The sequence below is a fragment of the Pedobacter nutrimenti genome, from assembly GCF_032678445.1.
In the GTDB taxonomy this organism is placed as follows: Bacteria; Bacteroidota; Bacteroidia; order Sphingobacteriales; family Sphingobacteriaceae; genus Pedobacter; species Pedobacter nutrimenti_A.
In genome coordinates this window covers 440,546-454,854 of record NZ_JAVTSQ010000004.1, presented here as the reverse complement: position 1 = coordinate 454,854, position 14,309 = coordinate 440,546, and the positions used below count along the sequence as shown (strand labels likewise).

The 14,309-nt window shown below is 38.2% G+C and carries 12 protein-coding genes; 2 read left to right on the top strand and 10 right to left on the bottom strand.

The window, feature by feature from the left end; all coding sequences use genetic code 11:
* Positions 1-177, top strand: coding sequence for a histone H1 (locus tag R2S08_RS09410; protein ID WP_316834929.1), 177 nt, complete (start codon positions 1-3; stop codon positions 175-177).
* 268 nt (positions 178-445) lie between these two features.
* Positions 446-586, top strand: coding sequence for a hypothetical protein (locus R2S08_RS09405; RefSeq protein WP_316834928.1), 141 nt, complete (start codon positions 446-448; stop codon positions 584-586).
* Between the two features lie 134 nt (positions 587-720).
* Here the strand turns inward: R2S08_RS09405 and R2S08_RS09400 are convergent, their stop codons facing one another.
* From R2S08_RS09400 to R2S08_RS09355, 10 genes are all read right to left on the bottom strand, one after another.
* The gene (locus R2S08_RS09400; protein WP_316834927.1) at positions 721-984 is read right to left on the bottom strand and encodes a hypothetical protein; all 264 of its coding nucleotides are present in this window, start codon (positions 982-984) and stop codon (positions 721-723) included.
* Between the two features lie 52 nt (positions 985-1,036).
* Positions 1,037-1,447 (bottom strand): hypothetical protein, encoded by a 411-nt coding sequence (locus R2S08_RS09395; protein ID WP_316834926.1) that lies wholly within the window; start codon positions 1,445-1,447, stop codon positions 1,037-1,039.
* A 656-nt stretch (positions 1,448-2,103) separates the two neighbouring features.
* Positions 2,104-2,535 (bottom strand): hypothetical protein, encoded by a 432-nt coding sequence (locus R2S08_RS09390; protein WP_316834925.1) that lies wholly within the window; start codon positions 2,533-2,535, stop codon positions 2,104-2,106.
* Between the two features lie 277 nt (positions 2,536-2,812).
* Positions 2,813-3,196 carry a DUF2750 domain-containing protein gene (locus R2S08_RS09385; RefSeq protein WP_316834924.1) on the bottom strand — a complete coding sequence of 128 codons (384 nt, stop codon included), beginning with the start codon at positions 3,194-3,196 and terminating at the stop codon, positions 2,813-2,815.
* The gene (locus R2S08_RS09380; RefSeq protein WP_316834923.1) at positions 3,197-6,391 is read right to left on the bottom strand and encodes a DUF6443 domain-containing protein; all 3,195 of its coding nucleotides are present in this window, start codon (positions 6,389-6,391) and stop codon (positions 3,197-3,199) included.
* 12 nt (positions 6,392-6,403) lie between these two features.
* Positions 6,404-9,862: a hypothetical protein gene (locus tag R2S08_RS09375; RefSeq protein ID WP_316834922.1), complete on the bottom strand. Its 3,459-nt coding sequence runs from the start codon at positions 9,860-9,862 to the stop codon at positions 6,404-6,406.
* A 116-nt stretch (positions 9,863-9,978) separates the two neighbouring features.
* The gene (locus R2S08_RS09370; protein WP_316834921.1) at positions 9,979-10,674 is read right to left on the bottom strand and encodes a LytTR family DNA-binding domain-containing protein; all 696 of its coding nucleotides are present in this window, start codon (positions 10,672-10,674) and stop codon (positions 9,979-9,981) included.
* A 147-nt stretch (positions 10,675-10,821) separates the two neighbouring features.
* Positions 10,822-10,968: a hypothetical protein gene (locus R2S08_RS09365; protein ID WP_316834920.1), complete on the bottom strand. Its 147-nt coding sequence runs from the start codon at positions 10,966-10,968 to the stop codon at positions 10,822-10,824.
* Positions 10,969-11,047: 79 nt separating this feature from the next.
* Positions 11,048-11,215 (bottom strand): hypothetical protein, encoded by a 168-nt coding sequence (locus tag R2S08_RS09360; protein ID WP_316834919.1) that lies wholly within the window; start codon positions 11,213-11,215, stop codon positions 11,048-11,050.
* Positions 11,216-11,439: 224 nt separating this feature from the next.
* A complete protein-coding gene (locus R2S08_RS09355) occupies positions 11,440-14,271 on the bottom strand; it encodes an insulinase family protein (protein WP_316834918.1) in 2,832 nt (943 codons plus the stop codon).
* Positions 14,272-14,309 lie beyond the last annotated feature (38 nt).

The following is a 14,309-nucleotide window of genomic DNA, read 5'->3' as shown; positions in this document are numbered from 1 at the left end:
ATGGAAAAACTGTCAAAAATCAAAGAATTGGTAGCTTCTGTAGAAAAGGATGCTGATAAATTTTACAGCCTTGGCAACGCCGTATCAGGCACAAGATTACGTAAAGCAATGCAGAATCTGAAAATATTAGCTCAGGAAATCCGCATAGAAGTGACTGAGAAAAAGAACGCTAAATAAACCATTTCTATTTTGCAGAAAGGTGACATCCAGAATATGGATGCCACCTTTCAAATATTATAATCATTTCACTCCATCTCTCTTACGTTTTTCTTAATCTTTCTTTCTAGACTTTTTATCCGTGTCAGTAATAGGGATAAGCTAAGTTCCTGTAGAATCCTTTATTACTGTACTTGAACAAACTTTATATATTTCTATTTAGGACTCGCTGGAGCAACGAGGGAAACAATTATGAAATTGTCTACGATTTGCGTAAATTCGTGATTCAGTGAGCAGGAAAAATTACAAAAGGATTCTTGACAAAGAATTGACCATGCTTTTTCGTGGCGGGGATGATTATGCGCATACCGAAATATTTGACCGCTACAATCATTTATTGATCAAACATGCCTATCAAATGCTCCAGTAATTCATCGGCAGTACAAGATATATTTTTAAAGCTTTGGAAAAAAAAGGCTCATTTATCCTAGATAAGTTCCATTACCTCCTATTTATATATAGCAGTAAAAAACCGTGTGCTGGACTATCTTTCTCATGAGAAGGTTAAAACCAAATATACTCCTGAACGACTTTCGTCGGAATATCTAATAACTCCAAAACACCAGTTTGCAGTTTGGACGCAGACGTACCTCGCATTTCAAATCTAGGCGGACCAGAATTGTCAAATATAATACGTTCATCAGTTTCCTGGGTTATTCTATACTTATCTTCTCGCAGTTCCGAAATGGCTTTTTGACGAACAATATGTAAGTCAAGATGAGTTTTTTGCAATATCTCATACTTTAATCTCAAATTATTAAAATTCATATTATTTACCTCCAAGGCATTTTTGTGTGTTTATTGACACACACCACCAAAATTAGCATTCCAATATTTCTTTAAATACATTTTCATTCATTGAAGCAATTTTAAATAATACAGGTAAAAACATAAAAATTCCCAAAAGCGCTGCGAATGACTGCGCATAAATTCCAATCACTATAAATCCCAACATCATTAATATCGGGAACAATATTGGAGTGTAGTATATTAATTTTACTGTCGTACATTGACTCCCTGGTTGTATCTCAAATCTTCCCTCGCCAATTCTGGTATGAAAGTCTGATCTATACCTTTTTCTGTTATCGTTTTCATCATCAATAAAAGATATTGATCCTGCAGCATCTTTAATAATCTTATATGATTTTTTCTGTAAATATTTTAAAATTTTTTCTTCTGCTTTCTCGGGATCTAGTTGTAACTCCTTTTTTATGCTCAATGTTATTTTCATCTTAATTACCTTAGCATTCCATGTAATATAGCAGAAACAAATGCGAATATTGCACTCGAAAATGAATAGACCAGCGCATATTTGACATTGATTCTCTTATATTTTTCAACAATTACATCATATTTATTTTTATAAAAAATCAAAAAAATAATTAAGTATTGCAAACGGAAGAGCAAATTCAAACGCAAACGTAAAAAAACTATTAATCTTTTGTTTTAATAACCAGCGATACAGACTATATCTATTATTTACATGTTTTAGTTTTCACTAGACGTATCTGGAAAACTGCCCTTTTTAGATTTCATTAACTTTTGTAATGTCTTAACATCGGTGATGTCTTGTCTGCGGCCGGAGACTTGTTTATTTTTTACGAGATCACTAAGGCCGATATCGTTGATGACAAGATCATTATCGAGTTCTATCTTTTACATATTTAAGATCGCCTCACTAAACTTAACTCCATCAATGAGGTTCAGAACATCAATCCTTAATGGTGGGTATCCGATTTGGCTAATTAATCCTTCAGTTAAAAAATCCTCCTTCTGGAAGCCAAGAGATTGCAATCCAAAATCACTCACAACTTTGAGCTACAACCATGTACTCAACATTGTACTGGTTTAACAATTTAACAAAATCTTCAAAATCTTCGGCTAACGTCATGCGTGCATTCTTTTCTTTACCAGCTTAGTTTTATCCATTCTTTGTCCATTTGTTAAAGATTGAGAAATAATGTAAGTAACTGCAGCAGCTCGCTCTTTAACTGGTCGGCCCAACCAATATTTCAGGTCATGTTGTTCATCATTGGCATTTTTCATCATAACCCTTCTTAGTACAGGTGCTATTTTTCTAATTCGAGGTTCAGGAGCAGGCTTAGGCTTAGAAATAATGTTTTTACGTTCTATTCGTATTTCCTGATTTTCATAAGCAACTTTAGCCTTACTCAAATAATTACTTATGGTGTTGTAATTAAACTGCGGATAGCTTAAACAAAAGTTCTTTAAATTAGAAAACACTTCAAAAGGATTCTCTATATTATTTTTCCAAAAAACTACAATTACTCTTTTTTCCTGAATACTTAGCATTTCCATATAACAAATATCACAACAATATTAGTCATAAAAAGATAAAACTGTTCCGCTTGGTCCCTTATGATCCTTACCCCATTTACTCAAAAACCATTAAAACTCAATAAGCCCTCTCTAAGTTATGGATTGAACCAGGCTTTATTGCCCTCTATTAGCATACCCCGATTCTACTGGTTGTTTTACATCATAGACACTTTTCTTAGGGACGCAAAAGCCAGAAAGGCTTACGGGCAATAAACAATAAAGCCCGACTTTGGACTAGGCTTTTCTTATTATGCTGTTAAATATATTCATCTAATTCATCGTCTATATCTCTCCAAAGCTCCTCCCATTTTACTACAAACCCAGTTTTATCTTTAATTGAAAAAACATTAATCAAGTATGCGTTTTCAGAAATCAATATTCCTACCTCCTCTTTAAAGTCATCTAGACTTAATTTAATCACACTATAATCTGTCCATTCATTAACTGCACATTCTTTAGCGAATTCAGGAGCACTCCAAATTGAAACTAATTTCATGCCATCGATTTCGGCAAGTGCTAATTCATTATTTTTAGATAACGAATAAATCGTTTCACTATCTGCAACTCTTTTTATGAAATATTTATATCTGGCAAATGCGTCCAATTGAGAAACGCTTGCAACTTCTTCTTTTGTTATCATTTAATTTGGATTTTCTTTATTTTTTCTGCCATTTTGATCATGCTTATGCTGCAATCGATGTAAGTCTTTATCCTGCAAATTCGAATGTTCATAACTATAGCCCTTTGCAGCCTCTTTTCCTCTCTTATGAGCCAACTCTTTTCCGGGAGGATTTCTAATACCTGTCCTCTTACCGCGATCTATCTGATTTTTTTCCTGAGTTACCCAACCTCGGTTTGCAGAGCTTTCTTTATCATCATTTGCAATGTCCTTAAGTCTTTGCTGTTTTCCAGCCCTTCCCGAATTCTCAGTTTTTGGCTCAGAAGTAGTAGCCTCTTTCTCTGTCTTGCTAGAAACATTAGCTTCAGCCGATGATAAACTAGACCCGTTTAAATGATCATAAATTAATGTCCCTAAAGCGTAACTAGCACCACCGAGAAAAATCCCCCCAGCTACAAGATCGGCAATTGGGTCTTCTGGTCCCAAACCTATAACAATTGCAGCTCCGGATGCTTTTAAAGTATTTTTGAATATATTTCCTGCTCTTGATCCAGTGGGTTGAGTAGCTTTTGATAAGCTCATCGTTCTCGGTCCAGGGCCATCTTCATCTTCATTGAAATCCTCACCAAACATCCCGTCCGGGTCTGTATGCCTTATCGGATCATCAAACCCGTAAGCATAAGGACTTGTTCTCCTATCCATTTCTGCCAACGGATCCACCACATTCCACCTTCCTATCACCGGATCATAGAACCTAGCCCCGTAATCATACTGCTCTAAGCCATCTTGCAACTCCTTGCTGTTATAAAGATAATTATTTCTGGCACCTAATACATAACTATTAAAAGTTTTTCCAAAAGGATAATAATCATCCGCTTGGATCTGTATCCCGGCACTGTTGAAGGAATACCTCGCATTGCCCAAATGATCTTTTAAAGTATACTCATAATTGTAAACTCCGGAAACCGGTCTGGCTATCCCCTCTTCGGTTTGGATAAAATCTATAGCCGTTCCATTGTACTGGATCCCGTCAATGTAATGCGTGGTCACCGATCCTTTTACCCGGGTCAGTTTTTTACCAGTAGCGTCATAGGTGTAGGTTGAAGCGTTAGGTCCGGTAACGGTCGCTGGCAAGTTCAGCACATTATAGGTAAAGGTATTTGTTCCATCGGTCAAGGCATTTCCGTTCAGATCATAGGTATAGGTCCTGGTTAAGCCTCCTGTTACTGCATTTAACCTATTGCCCGTATAAGTATACACTTGCGGGGATAAAGCGTCTCGAGTCAAGGTTAGTATATTACCCATCAGGTCATAGGTGACCCCCTGCTCGTTTTTGTTATCGGAAGAGATTCCGGAGGTTAAGCGGTTCAGTTTATCATAGGCATAGACATATCCTTTTACAGCACCTCCCGCTGTACTCCAAAATTGATTAGCTATATTTCCATTATATTGAGGGATAGCACCGTCTGCATAGCCAAGAGCCATTATAAAACCTGGTGAGTTGCTCCCATTCAACCAGCCACGTTCATTATAACCGAGAAGATTAGTGTTTGATCCATTATTTCGCTTTTTAGTGGTCACTTGCCCAACCTCATTGTAAACCAGCTCTGAAAGTACTACCTGTGGGCTTGCCAAGGTTCCGATCTTTTCATAGGTTTTTGTTTTTCGACCCATATGATCATAATCATAAGCGGTGTAGATGGTTGTGACAGTTGAGCCAACGGTGTGTGTTCTGGTGTTGCTGGTTATTTGGCCCGGAAAATTATAAGCCAGATCTGTTACGTCTGTACCGCCCAGATGGTTCGTGCTTTTTGTTTGAATAACCCTTCCAAAGCTATCGTAGTAGTTCGTGGTCAACAGCATGGTCGTAGTCCCCAGAATATTCACTTTAGACCCGGTAAGCAATGACTTAACGGCTATACCCGTACTTTGGGTACCTGTTGGGCCGCCAAAAGTATTGCGATAAAAAGCATAATCGTCATAGTAATTCAAGGTATAGTAAGATAGTACATTTGCATGTGCAGGTAAAGCCACATTGGTATAGCCAGTTCCTGTTACATTGGTATTGGTACTGTCCCTGAGTTCACAGTTTTTACTTGCTGCATTAAATAGGGTTTGCCAGGAAATACGCGTGCCTACGCTGCTCATGATTCCGGTAATAATCGCTCTACCTAATGTATCGTATTTGGTAAATAACCATTTATTAGCAGCTGCCTGCACAGCATCCCGGCTCAATACCAGCCTATCCAGTTTGTCATAAACCATTTCTTCCCAGCCTTTGCCTGGAATCTTCTTTTCAATCAGACGCTGGCGACCGTCATAATGGTAAGCATAGATGTAATTGTTAAAGTTGACGTCATTTTCTGCAAAACTATTGATGTTTAATCCATTTTCATTCAGCGCGGGCGGCAGTACATAACTCAGATTGCCCAAATCATCATACAAATAATAAGTAGACAGGCTTTTGGTTTCGTTCTCCCAGATCCGTTTTAATACCACATGGTCTTCAAAATCTTTGTATTCATCAATGGTTCCAGTCTTTCCACTCACGCAGTTCTCATCTTTTGAGGTAGTCCTGTATAATTTTGCGGGGAGATAATTACCTGTTGAACTTGCACCATTTGTATTTATTTTCCAAAGTTTAACGTCGCTTGCATTGGTTCCATAATCTTTTTTTACCGTATGGCCGGAGCTGCTTCCAGGCACAGGTTGCCAGGTGCTTCCCGGAAAACCTTGCTCCTGGATTCGGTTTAGGGGACTGGCCTCAAATACTGTTTTAGAAAAGGCTGTCCCTGGAATAAGGGTTACTCCCGGTGCATTCCAGCCTGAAGTGTTAGTTGGGTCTGTATAAAAAGCAGCCTGTTCATTGAGGGCATTGGGTTTATAACTTCCGTTACTAAGGGCTACAATACCTGAATACGGAAGATATTTCTTCTCTTCCCTCCCAAAAGCATCATAGGCAATTGGGGTAACCAGATCTCTCAATGTGGGAGTTGCCTGCCAATCTACAATTTGAAGAGGCCTACCTAATCCATCAAAGTACTTAATACTGCGGTTGGCTTGAGCCACAGGAAGCCCGATCAGCTGGCTTTCAGTGGTTTTACCTGGAGTCCTAAGGGTAGTTTCTATTATATAGTTCTGATCTGCGCTTGGTGTTTGAGCCTGCAAAACCTTATTAAATAGCAAAAGGAGAAAAAAAACAAATATCTTTTTCATATATGAGCGTATTTAGGGTTGATAGTAATAAGTGTAATTTTTAATAATATCTCCGTTTCGGTCTTTTATATTTTTCAATCGCTGGAATTCGTCACACTCATAATAAGTCGTTTGACCCTTAGCATCGGTACTGCTGGTCATCCCGATAAGGGGAATATAAGTATAGGTAACAATCTCTGCATTTGGCAAATTAGTCCTAAGGGGGGTCAGAAACGTTTTAATCTCTATATCTGTCGGATTTGTTTTCAGGTTGAAACTGAGCAAAGCAGAGGCACCCAATATGGTTTGTACAGTTGCATAATCTGCATTTTTGATTTCCGCTATTGGATATTGCCCGTTGTAACTCCAGATATAACTCATAAACATACCCTTTTCAAGGTGCTGCTGAATTAAATGACCGTAACTGTCATATTTATCAAATTTAACCCGGAGCTGATTTAATGGATCAACACTTACAGCGCCATTTTGAACATTTACAGGCACAAAATTTACTGGTGGTGGGGAGGCTTCAACTACCTTTATGCCTCCTGGTAAAACCACATCAGGTTTATAATAGGTCATTATAGAAGAAACAAATCTGTTATTAGTTCCATCAGGGTTAGACTTATAGGTCGTCTTTTCTATTTCAGCATTTAGTACATTACTATTTTGCAGGGCTTTTATGCCGAGTGTGAGCGTATCTGTTGCTGTCAAATTCTGAAGATCAGAGGGATAGATAATAGACTGAACTGTTTTATCCTTGTTACTATTTGTTGTTTCTATCTTTTTAGGAAGCAGTGTACTAGAATCGTAAGTATAGTTTTTTGTAGTAACAATAGTATCTCCTGAATCCGTATAGGTTTTTGTGATTTCTGAATCTAAGGTGTGGTAATTACTGGTATAATGGAAAGCTCTGTGGGTTACATAACGTTGAATCGCATATTCAGAATAATTATTCTGAAGCAAAAACCAAGGTGCTGTAGGAGGCAGAACAAGATGGGTATTAATATAGGCTTCACCATAAATGCTCTTTTTGTCTTTGATACCGGAATACACATAATCATGACTGCTGACTGGTTTGAATCCACTATTATCTACTTTCCATTCCGTCTTGTTGATTAAGGTACCAGATGCCCAGGTGTTGTCTACAAAAGGGGGATATGGTGGCATATTGTATCCACCATCCTGTCCATCCATAACGACATCAAAATTATAAGAGGTATAACCATTAATTTTTTGGGTATTAAAATCTATTTGTTTTTCTTTTACAGTTCCATATTTGAGGCAAGGACCGTTCAGATCAGCCAATTGATAAGAGCTCATCGCAGATAAGGTTTTCTCCTTTTCATAGGAAAAAAACCACCCATTACCATTAGGTGGATCTGATACATGGTCGGGGCTTGACATGGTATCAAACTCGTAAAATAGTTCATTTATGTAATTACCTGTAAGTAATGGCCTGAAAGGATCAGCATATTCATATTCTTTTACCGTTGCTTTACCATTAGGCGCACTAAAATCTGTTATTCTTTTTACCCTTACCCCGCCGACAATTAGGCTGTCGGTCCGCGGAACGTATGTCGTAGCACAATTGAAAGACGGCACACTTATAGTGGCAAATGCAAGATCAGGATCTGATGACGGATAGATATATCCATTGTTTCTCGCCTTGATCAGATATGTTTTTCCAGGTAAAAAGGTAAGACTGCGCTTATATTGAGGTGTAGGTGTCGGATTATAAATACCACCATTGGCAGTCCCCTCTGTTGGTTTATTTCTAAAGGTAAATTGTAATTGATTGGTTGCACTATCCCGGATTTCAACTTCATAAGCAATGGGATATTGCTGATAATTTCCCATAAGCATATAATTGATCAGGGGGCTTAGGTCAGAGGTTCCATTGGTGATTTTAATTTTGCCTATAATGGCATTATTGATAAAATCCTGATTGGATATGGTAAATGAAAGGTTCCCATCGCAGGTAGTTACAGGTACATTGACAACGGATCCTATACCTTTATGAGGTTCATAGTCAAATGTTGAATATCCACCGGTGGGATACTGGATTTTTGTTAATATTCCTTGCTTGGCGTAGGCAAAGTTAGGTTGCTTTACTCTGTCAATTATACTGGAAGTTAAGTTATCATATATTTGGCTAGGTAAACCTGGTGCAATAGTGAGAGAGTCGCCTATGTATTTCCAGGTTTTTCCGTTTGCAAAACCCCAATAGTCACCTCCAGATATATTCTTAGCTGGAAGAGCAATTGAATGTTCATAATCAAATAAATAAGGCGGAAGTGATTTACCAGCACCTACCTCTTGTACTGAAGTCAGAAATAAGCGTAAATTGTCTGGTGGGTCACCAGGAACCTGGGCATCAGCAAAGAAGCTAGTTCCGTCAAGATAAGAGTATCCCAACGTATATCCTTTAACCCTCTTCCCTGAATTTGTATATAAAACAACGCTATCCAGACGTTTGTCGCCAGCAAGATCCTTTCTCATGGTTGTTCCGTAAAATTGCAAAAAACCATTTCTGGTGGTGATCTTGCTTATTTTCTTTGCAAACAGCTTGTTTTTCATAACAGTACGCATGTCATACCGGCCAGGCAGTTGTTGGCTCATATTTGCGTCGGTTTGTATCGCATATTTATAAGTACTAGCTCCTGGAGAGGAATAGGTAACTTCATATGTGTTATATTCAAATTTAATGGTGTCTTTCTTATCGGCACTGATGATTTGGCTCAAGTACCAGCTGTTGAAATAACTATTTTTTTGAATGGTTTCCACACTTGCATCCATTGACAACGGGTTAAAATCATGATCTTTATCATAGACCCAAGCCCTGTTATCAGAGTTTTCCCGTTCATTAAAAAAATATTGTGTGCCATCGGGTGTTAAAATGGTATATGCTGAGATTCCCGAACCCGGTACGATGTTAGGGGTTATTTTTAAATTCGTATAAGGTATGCCTGATACGTTCCGCTGGTTATCAAATAAAAATTTACCTGAATAAGAAGAAAAATTATAGCTGAATACATCTGGCTGGGTATCAAAGATCCCATCTGCATATTTATGCATCTGCGCATACTGCAAGTAAGGATCTGAATAAAGATTGACAGGGTAAGCATACCAATATCCCTGATCAACCCTGTCATCTGGTTGGCCGCCCATCATGCTTCTGCTGATCACACCCCCAGCAGAAAGGGCCCAGCCTAAACCTGTATCCGAACCCTGATCATTCATTCTAACACCACCATTATGATAAGAGATGGAAACTGGTACTTTTAATTGTCCGGATTGCAATTCAAATAATGGGATGCTAATATCAGCGGTTCCCGTGGTGTACCCGACAGGAATATTGCCAAATCGCTGAATAGCAGACGCATTTGGTGATAAGGGGATTACCTTTTCTAGACTAACAACCCCATTTTGGGCGGATGCATCTAACAGAAACATTAGAGCCATGGCAAGAATTAAACCTATTTTTTTCATTCCAAGACATTAATTATGAATGCCTAAACTCATTAATATTGATATGATTACGAAATTTCTCACATCAAACCTCCTATTTGAATGACGAAAATGGCTTTTAAAAGGACAAAAATAATTTAATGCCTCACTAATAATTTATTGAGCAGGCTTTCACGATAGTTTGGACCAATTTTTATAATTGTTTTGTCTTTAAGATAAACGCAATCATTATTGACGGAACATATTTTCCTTTCATTGACAATAAATGACTTATGTATTCTGATAAAGTGAGCCGGGAGTTTTTGTTCAAACCCTTTCATGGTTTGATAAGTTGTATATTTATTATTGTCGGTATTGATAACAATAAAGTTCTGATTGGCCTCAACATACTTAATCTCCTCATAAAGAACTTTTACAATCTTCCCTTTGGTATCACATTGAATATAGAAACAATCAATTTCTTTTGCCCATTTCTTTCTATTAATAACCCTTCCAACGGTTTTTAAAATCCTTTCAGAGGATAATGGTCGTAATAAGAAATCAAAACAACCTAATTCAAAGGCATGAAAAGCATTCTCTTTATAGGCAGAGGTTACAACAACTAAGATTTCATGGTTCAAAATATACTCCCGCAGATTTGAATCAAAATCGAGTATAAGATCAATATTTATAAATAAAACATCAGGATTGCTTGCGGATAGCAATAAACCTAAGGCGGCGAGTAGATTTATGGCATATCCGCCTAGTTTTAATCTAGAGTTTTCTCCAAGAAGGTTGGACAATAAATGTATGGATGGCTCATCGTCAATGATAAAGCAATTAATGGATTGCATATGTGAGTACTTATGTCTTAGTTATTGGCCTGAACATTTATCTTATTTTTCTTCATCGCTTTGAATCTCATTATCAAAACGCATTTATTTTTCTTCATTAAGCTGATCTTTGAGCGAGATTTTTATCTGTACGAAAAGCGATTTCCCCTATACCTGGGCTTCTTTCGCGTCTGACGTATGCCCAACATCAATCCCCGGGGCTGTTATTTGTTTGCCACTAAATATGGGTGTGTTCTGGTCAGAGTTTGCGGTTCCTGGAAAAAAGAAGAGCAGATAAGATAAGTTTTCGTTCATAACGCCTTTAGATTTGACGCTAAGTAAAACAAACTCAGTGCAGTGGGATTGCACTAAAGAAAATGTGGATAACTTTTTTTTAGATGGGTTTATTTCTTCTCATAATACTGCAACAAATCATCAGAAGGTCAACCAGCAAGCTTTCTCTTTGATGCAACTTCTCACTCAATTCTTCAATTTTCAAACTGAGTTCTTCAATTTTCAAAGTATCTTCTGATTTGAGTGCAGTAACATCATTGGAAAACATATCAACAATAGGTACTTTAAAAAGATCTGCAATTTGACGGAGCCTATTAATATTGACATCCGTTACCCCATTTCAATTTTTGAAAATGCAGGAATAGAAATTTTTTCTTTACACTAAAGAGTCCAAAAACAACCTTAAAAGAAAATCTAAACAAAAAAACCAGGAAAGATTTCCAGAACTTTTTTGTTTAGATTTTACTAAACTGTTATTACTAGTATGCTTTGTTATTTTGAGGTTTTGGTTTCTACCTCCTTTTCCGGCATCAATACTAACCGGATATAATTCTTTCCACTTAAATATTTATTGGCTATAGCTTTTAAACTCTTTGGAGTTACATTATTTATATTGTTCTCATAAGCATTCAGCTCATGCAAATCTTCTTGATTTTGAAGTTGCTCAACTAAATAACTCATCCACCACCTGTTGGTCTTCAACGATGTTTCCCGGGTGCGCTGATCCTCAACCTTATATTTATCAATATTTACCTGTAACGGTCCAGATGTTTTTAGTTTGTTTATCTCATCCAGTACCGAGGTAATCAGCCTTTCTACATTCTGAGGGCCACAGCCAAACGAAATGGTAAAACCATAACGTGAATTCGGATATTTGCTCACGTCTTCACTTACATTGGTACCATATACACCGCTTTCGTCCTCACGTAAGCGTTCAGTAAGCCTGATCTGCAGCACTTCTTTTAAGGCCTCCAGTTGAATTTCTTCAGCAGCACTGTAATCAAAGGCTCCAGAGAAAATAAGACTAACCCTTGCTTTAGGTTCAGTACCTTTATAAACTGTTTTCTCAATTTTACCGTTTGGCAGCTGTATTCCCAGATCTTTACTGGTTTCCCCTTTATGAGTTGCGGGCAACCCACCTAAATACTTCTCTAGCAAAGGCTTAATTGCATTAATTTCAAAATCACCCATAAAAACAAAAGTAAAATTAGATGCATCAGAAAAACGTTCCTTATAGATCTCAAATGCACGCTTCAGATTAACCTGCTCTAGCTTAGTGATCGATGAGCCACTGCGTCGGATATTGCCCTGGTATAAAACGGCATTAACAGTATCAGCGAAAACACTGTTTGGATCGTTCTTGCGGTTAGCCAGACCAGCTTTATTGCGGCTGATAAAGCTATCGAACACGGCTTTATCCATACGTGGTTCGGTGAAACGTGCATAGGTCAATTGCAGCATCGTTTCCACGTCATTCGTAGCCGATCCACCACTAACAAGCTCATGGCGTTCAGAAAGGGCAATGCCAACACTCGCCTGTTTGCCGCTGAGATATTTTTCCAGTTCCGCTGCACTGTAATTGCCAATGCCTGCTGCCGCTATAACCGTAGCTGCATAATAGGCAGATGGATAATCTGCATTGCTGTATAACGAACTACCACCGGGTGCAAATCCATTGAACAAAACCTGGTTGTTCTCAAAATCTGTTGGCTTTAGAACCACTTTAACCCCATTGCTTAGGGTCAGTGTAGTGGTGTGAAGAATCTCGTCCTTTTCCTCTTTAATGATTTTACCTGCCACAGGTTCATGTAAAAGGAAAGGCAGTTTACTGGTTTCATCTTTGTATGGTTGCAAGGATTCTGCTTCTACCTGTGCAAGCCAATTTTCTACAGCTCTTTGATTGGGCAAATTCGCCTTTTCTGTTTCAGGAGCCATAATCAAAATATCCCGATCTACTTTTTTGACATATGCTTTGCAAACTGCGTTCAGGTCAGCTACGGTAATGCCTGCCAAATCAGTTTGCGTTAATCGATATTCTTCAGCAATTCCCGGTGCAGCCGTACCCTTTAAAAAGTATTGGAGATATTCATTAACATAGCGATTAGAAGGCGTCTTTTCTTTTTGTTTAAAACTAAACTCTATCAAAGACAGATAGTTCTTTTTCGCCCGCTCCAGTTCAGATTCTGTAAAACCGAATCTATAGGCCCTTACTGTTTCGCGCCATACAGACTTCAAGCCTTTCTCAAGCTCACCTGGTTTAGCGACTACGCTGGCCGAATAAAGGTCAACACTCTTTATGAGATTACTGATACTTGCCCCCCCGGAAATAAACGGTGGATCTGCTTCCCTTGTCAATTCTGAATACCTTGCACTCAGCATGTCGTTAAATAGTGAGCGGATGATCAAGTTGCGATAGTCAGCAGCAGTCTTTAATTCCTGTTCCTGATGTTTGATCAGGATTTCTGCAGAAGTAACTCTATTTTCTTTATCGGTAACCGAAATGAACTGATTTTTCCCGGTAAGCGCAACGGTATAATTAGTACGTGGTTTTTCTTTCACCGGGTTCTTCAGGTCGCTGAATTTTGCCTTAATACTTTTTTCCATTTCGTCTACATTGACATCACCAACTACAATCAAGGCCTGAAGATTAGGTCGGTACCAATCCTGATAAAAACTCTTGATAGTAGCGGGCTTGAAATTATTCAATACTGTATCTACACCAATGGGTAGGCGTTCTGCATACCTGGAATGGTTTAGAATTATAGGAAAATATACCCGGCGCATACGCTCGGATGCTCCCTTACCTAGCCGTTTTTCTTCAAGAACAACCCCACGTTCTTTATTGATCTCCGCTGGGTCTAGCGTAGCCTCCTGCGCCCAATCGCGCATGATCTGTAATCCATTCTGCAGTAGTTCTGGCTTATCGGAAGGCAATGGTAGCTGGTAAACAGTTTCGTCAAAATTGGTGTAAGCATTCAAGTCAGCACCAAATCTTATGCCCGATTTTTGCAAATAATCAACCAGTTCATTTTTAGGAAAATGCTTAGTTCCGTTAAAACTCATATGTTCCATAAAGTGAGCAAGGCCGCGCTGATCATCGGTTTCTAATATTGATCCCACTTTATTCGCCAGGTAAAATATCACCCTGTTTTTAGGTTCTTCATTATGACGGATATAATAGGTAAAGCCATTAGGTAATTTACCCGTGCGTACAGCTGGGTCAAGAGGCAAATTGCCAACATGTTTTTTAGAGCTTTGTGCAAATAATGCACAAGATGTAAATAGCAATATTGCGAGTGATTTTATTCGAAGGTTGATCGTCATTATTTTTCTTTTTTCTTATGATGCTAATTGCTTAGCAG

Bases quoted from the DNA above. Each gene is read 5' to 3' on its own strand.
- R2S08_RS09410 (WP_316834929.1), top strand. From the start codon at position 1: ATGGAAAAACTGTCAAAAATCAAAGAATTGGTAGCTTCTGTAGAAAAG.
- R2S08_RS09395 (WP_316834926.1), bottom strand. From the start codon at position 1,447: ATGAAAATAACATTGAGCATAAAAAAGGAGTTACAACTAGATCCCGAG.
- R2S08_RS09365 (WP_316834920.1), bottom strand. From the start codon at position 10,968: ATGAACGAAAACTTATCTTATCTGCTCTTCTTTTTTCCAGGAACCGCA.
- R2S08_RS09385 (WP_316834924.1), bottom strand. From the start codon at position 3,196: ATGATAACAAAAGAAGAAGTTGCAAGCGTTTCTCAATTGGACGCATTT.
- R2S08_RS09355 (WP_316834918.1), bottom strand. From the start codon at position 14,271: ATGACGATCAACCTTCGAATAAAATCACTCGCAATATTGCTATTTACA.
- R2S08_RS09390 (WP_316834925.1), bottom strand. From the start codon at position 2,535: ATGGAAATGCTAAGTATTCAGGAAAAAAGAGTAATTGTAGTTTTTTGG.
- R2S08_RS09400 (WP_316834927.1), bottom strand. From the start codon at position 984: ATGAATTTTAATAATTTGAGATTAAAGTATGAGATATTGCAAAAAACT.
- R2S08_RS09380 (WP_316834923.1), bottom strand. From the start codon at position 6,391: ATGAAAAAGATATTTGTTTTTTTTCTCCTTTTGCTATTTAATAAGGTT.
- R2S08_RS09360 (WP_316834919.1), bottom strand. From the start codon at position 11,215: ATGTTTTCCAATGATGTTACTGCACTCAAATCAGAAGATACTTTGAAA.
- R2S08_RS09375 (WP_316834922.1), bottom strand. From the start codon at position 9,862: ATGAAAAAAATAGGTTTAATTCTTGCCATGGCTCTAATGTTTCTGTTA.
- R2S08_RS09370 (WP_316834921.1), bottom strand. From the start codon at position 10,674: ATGCAATCCATTAATTGCTTTATCATTGACGATGAGCCATCCATACAT.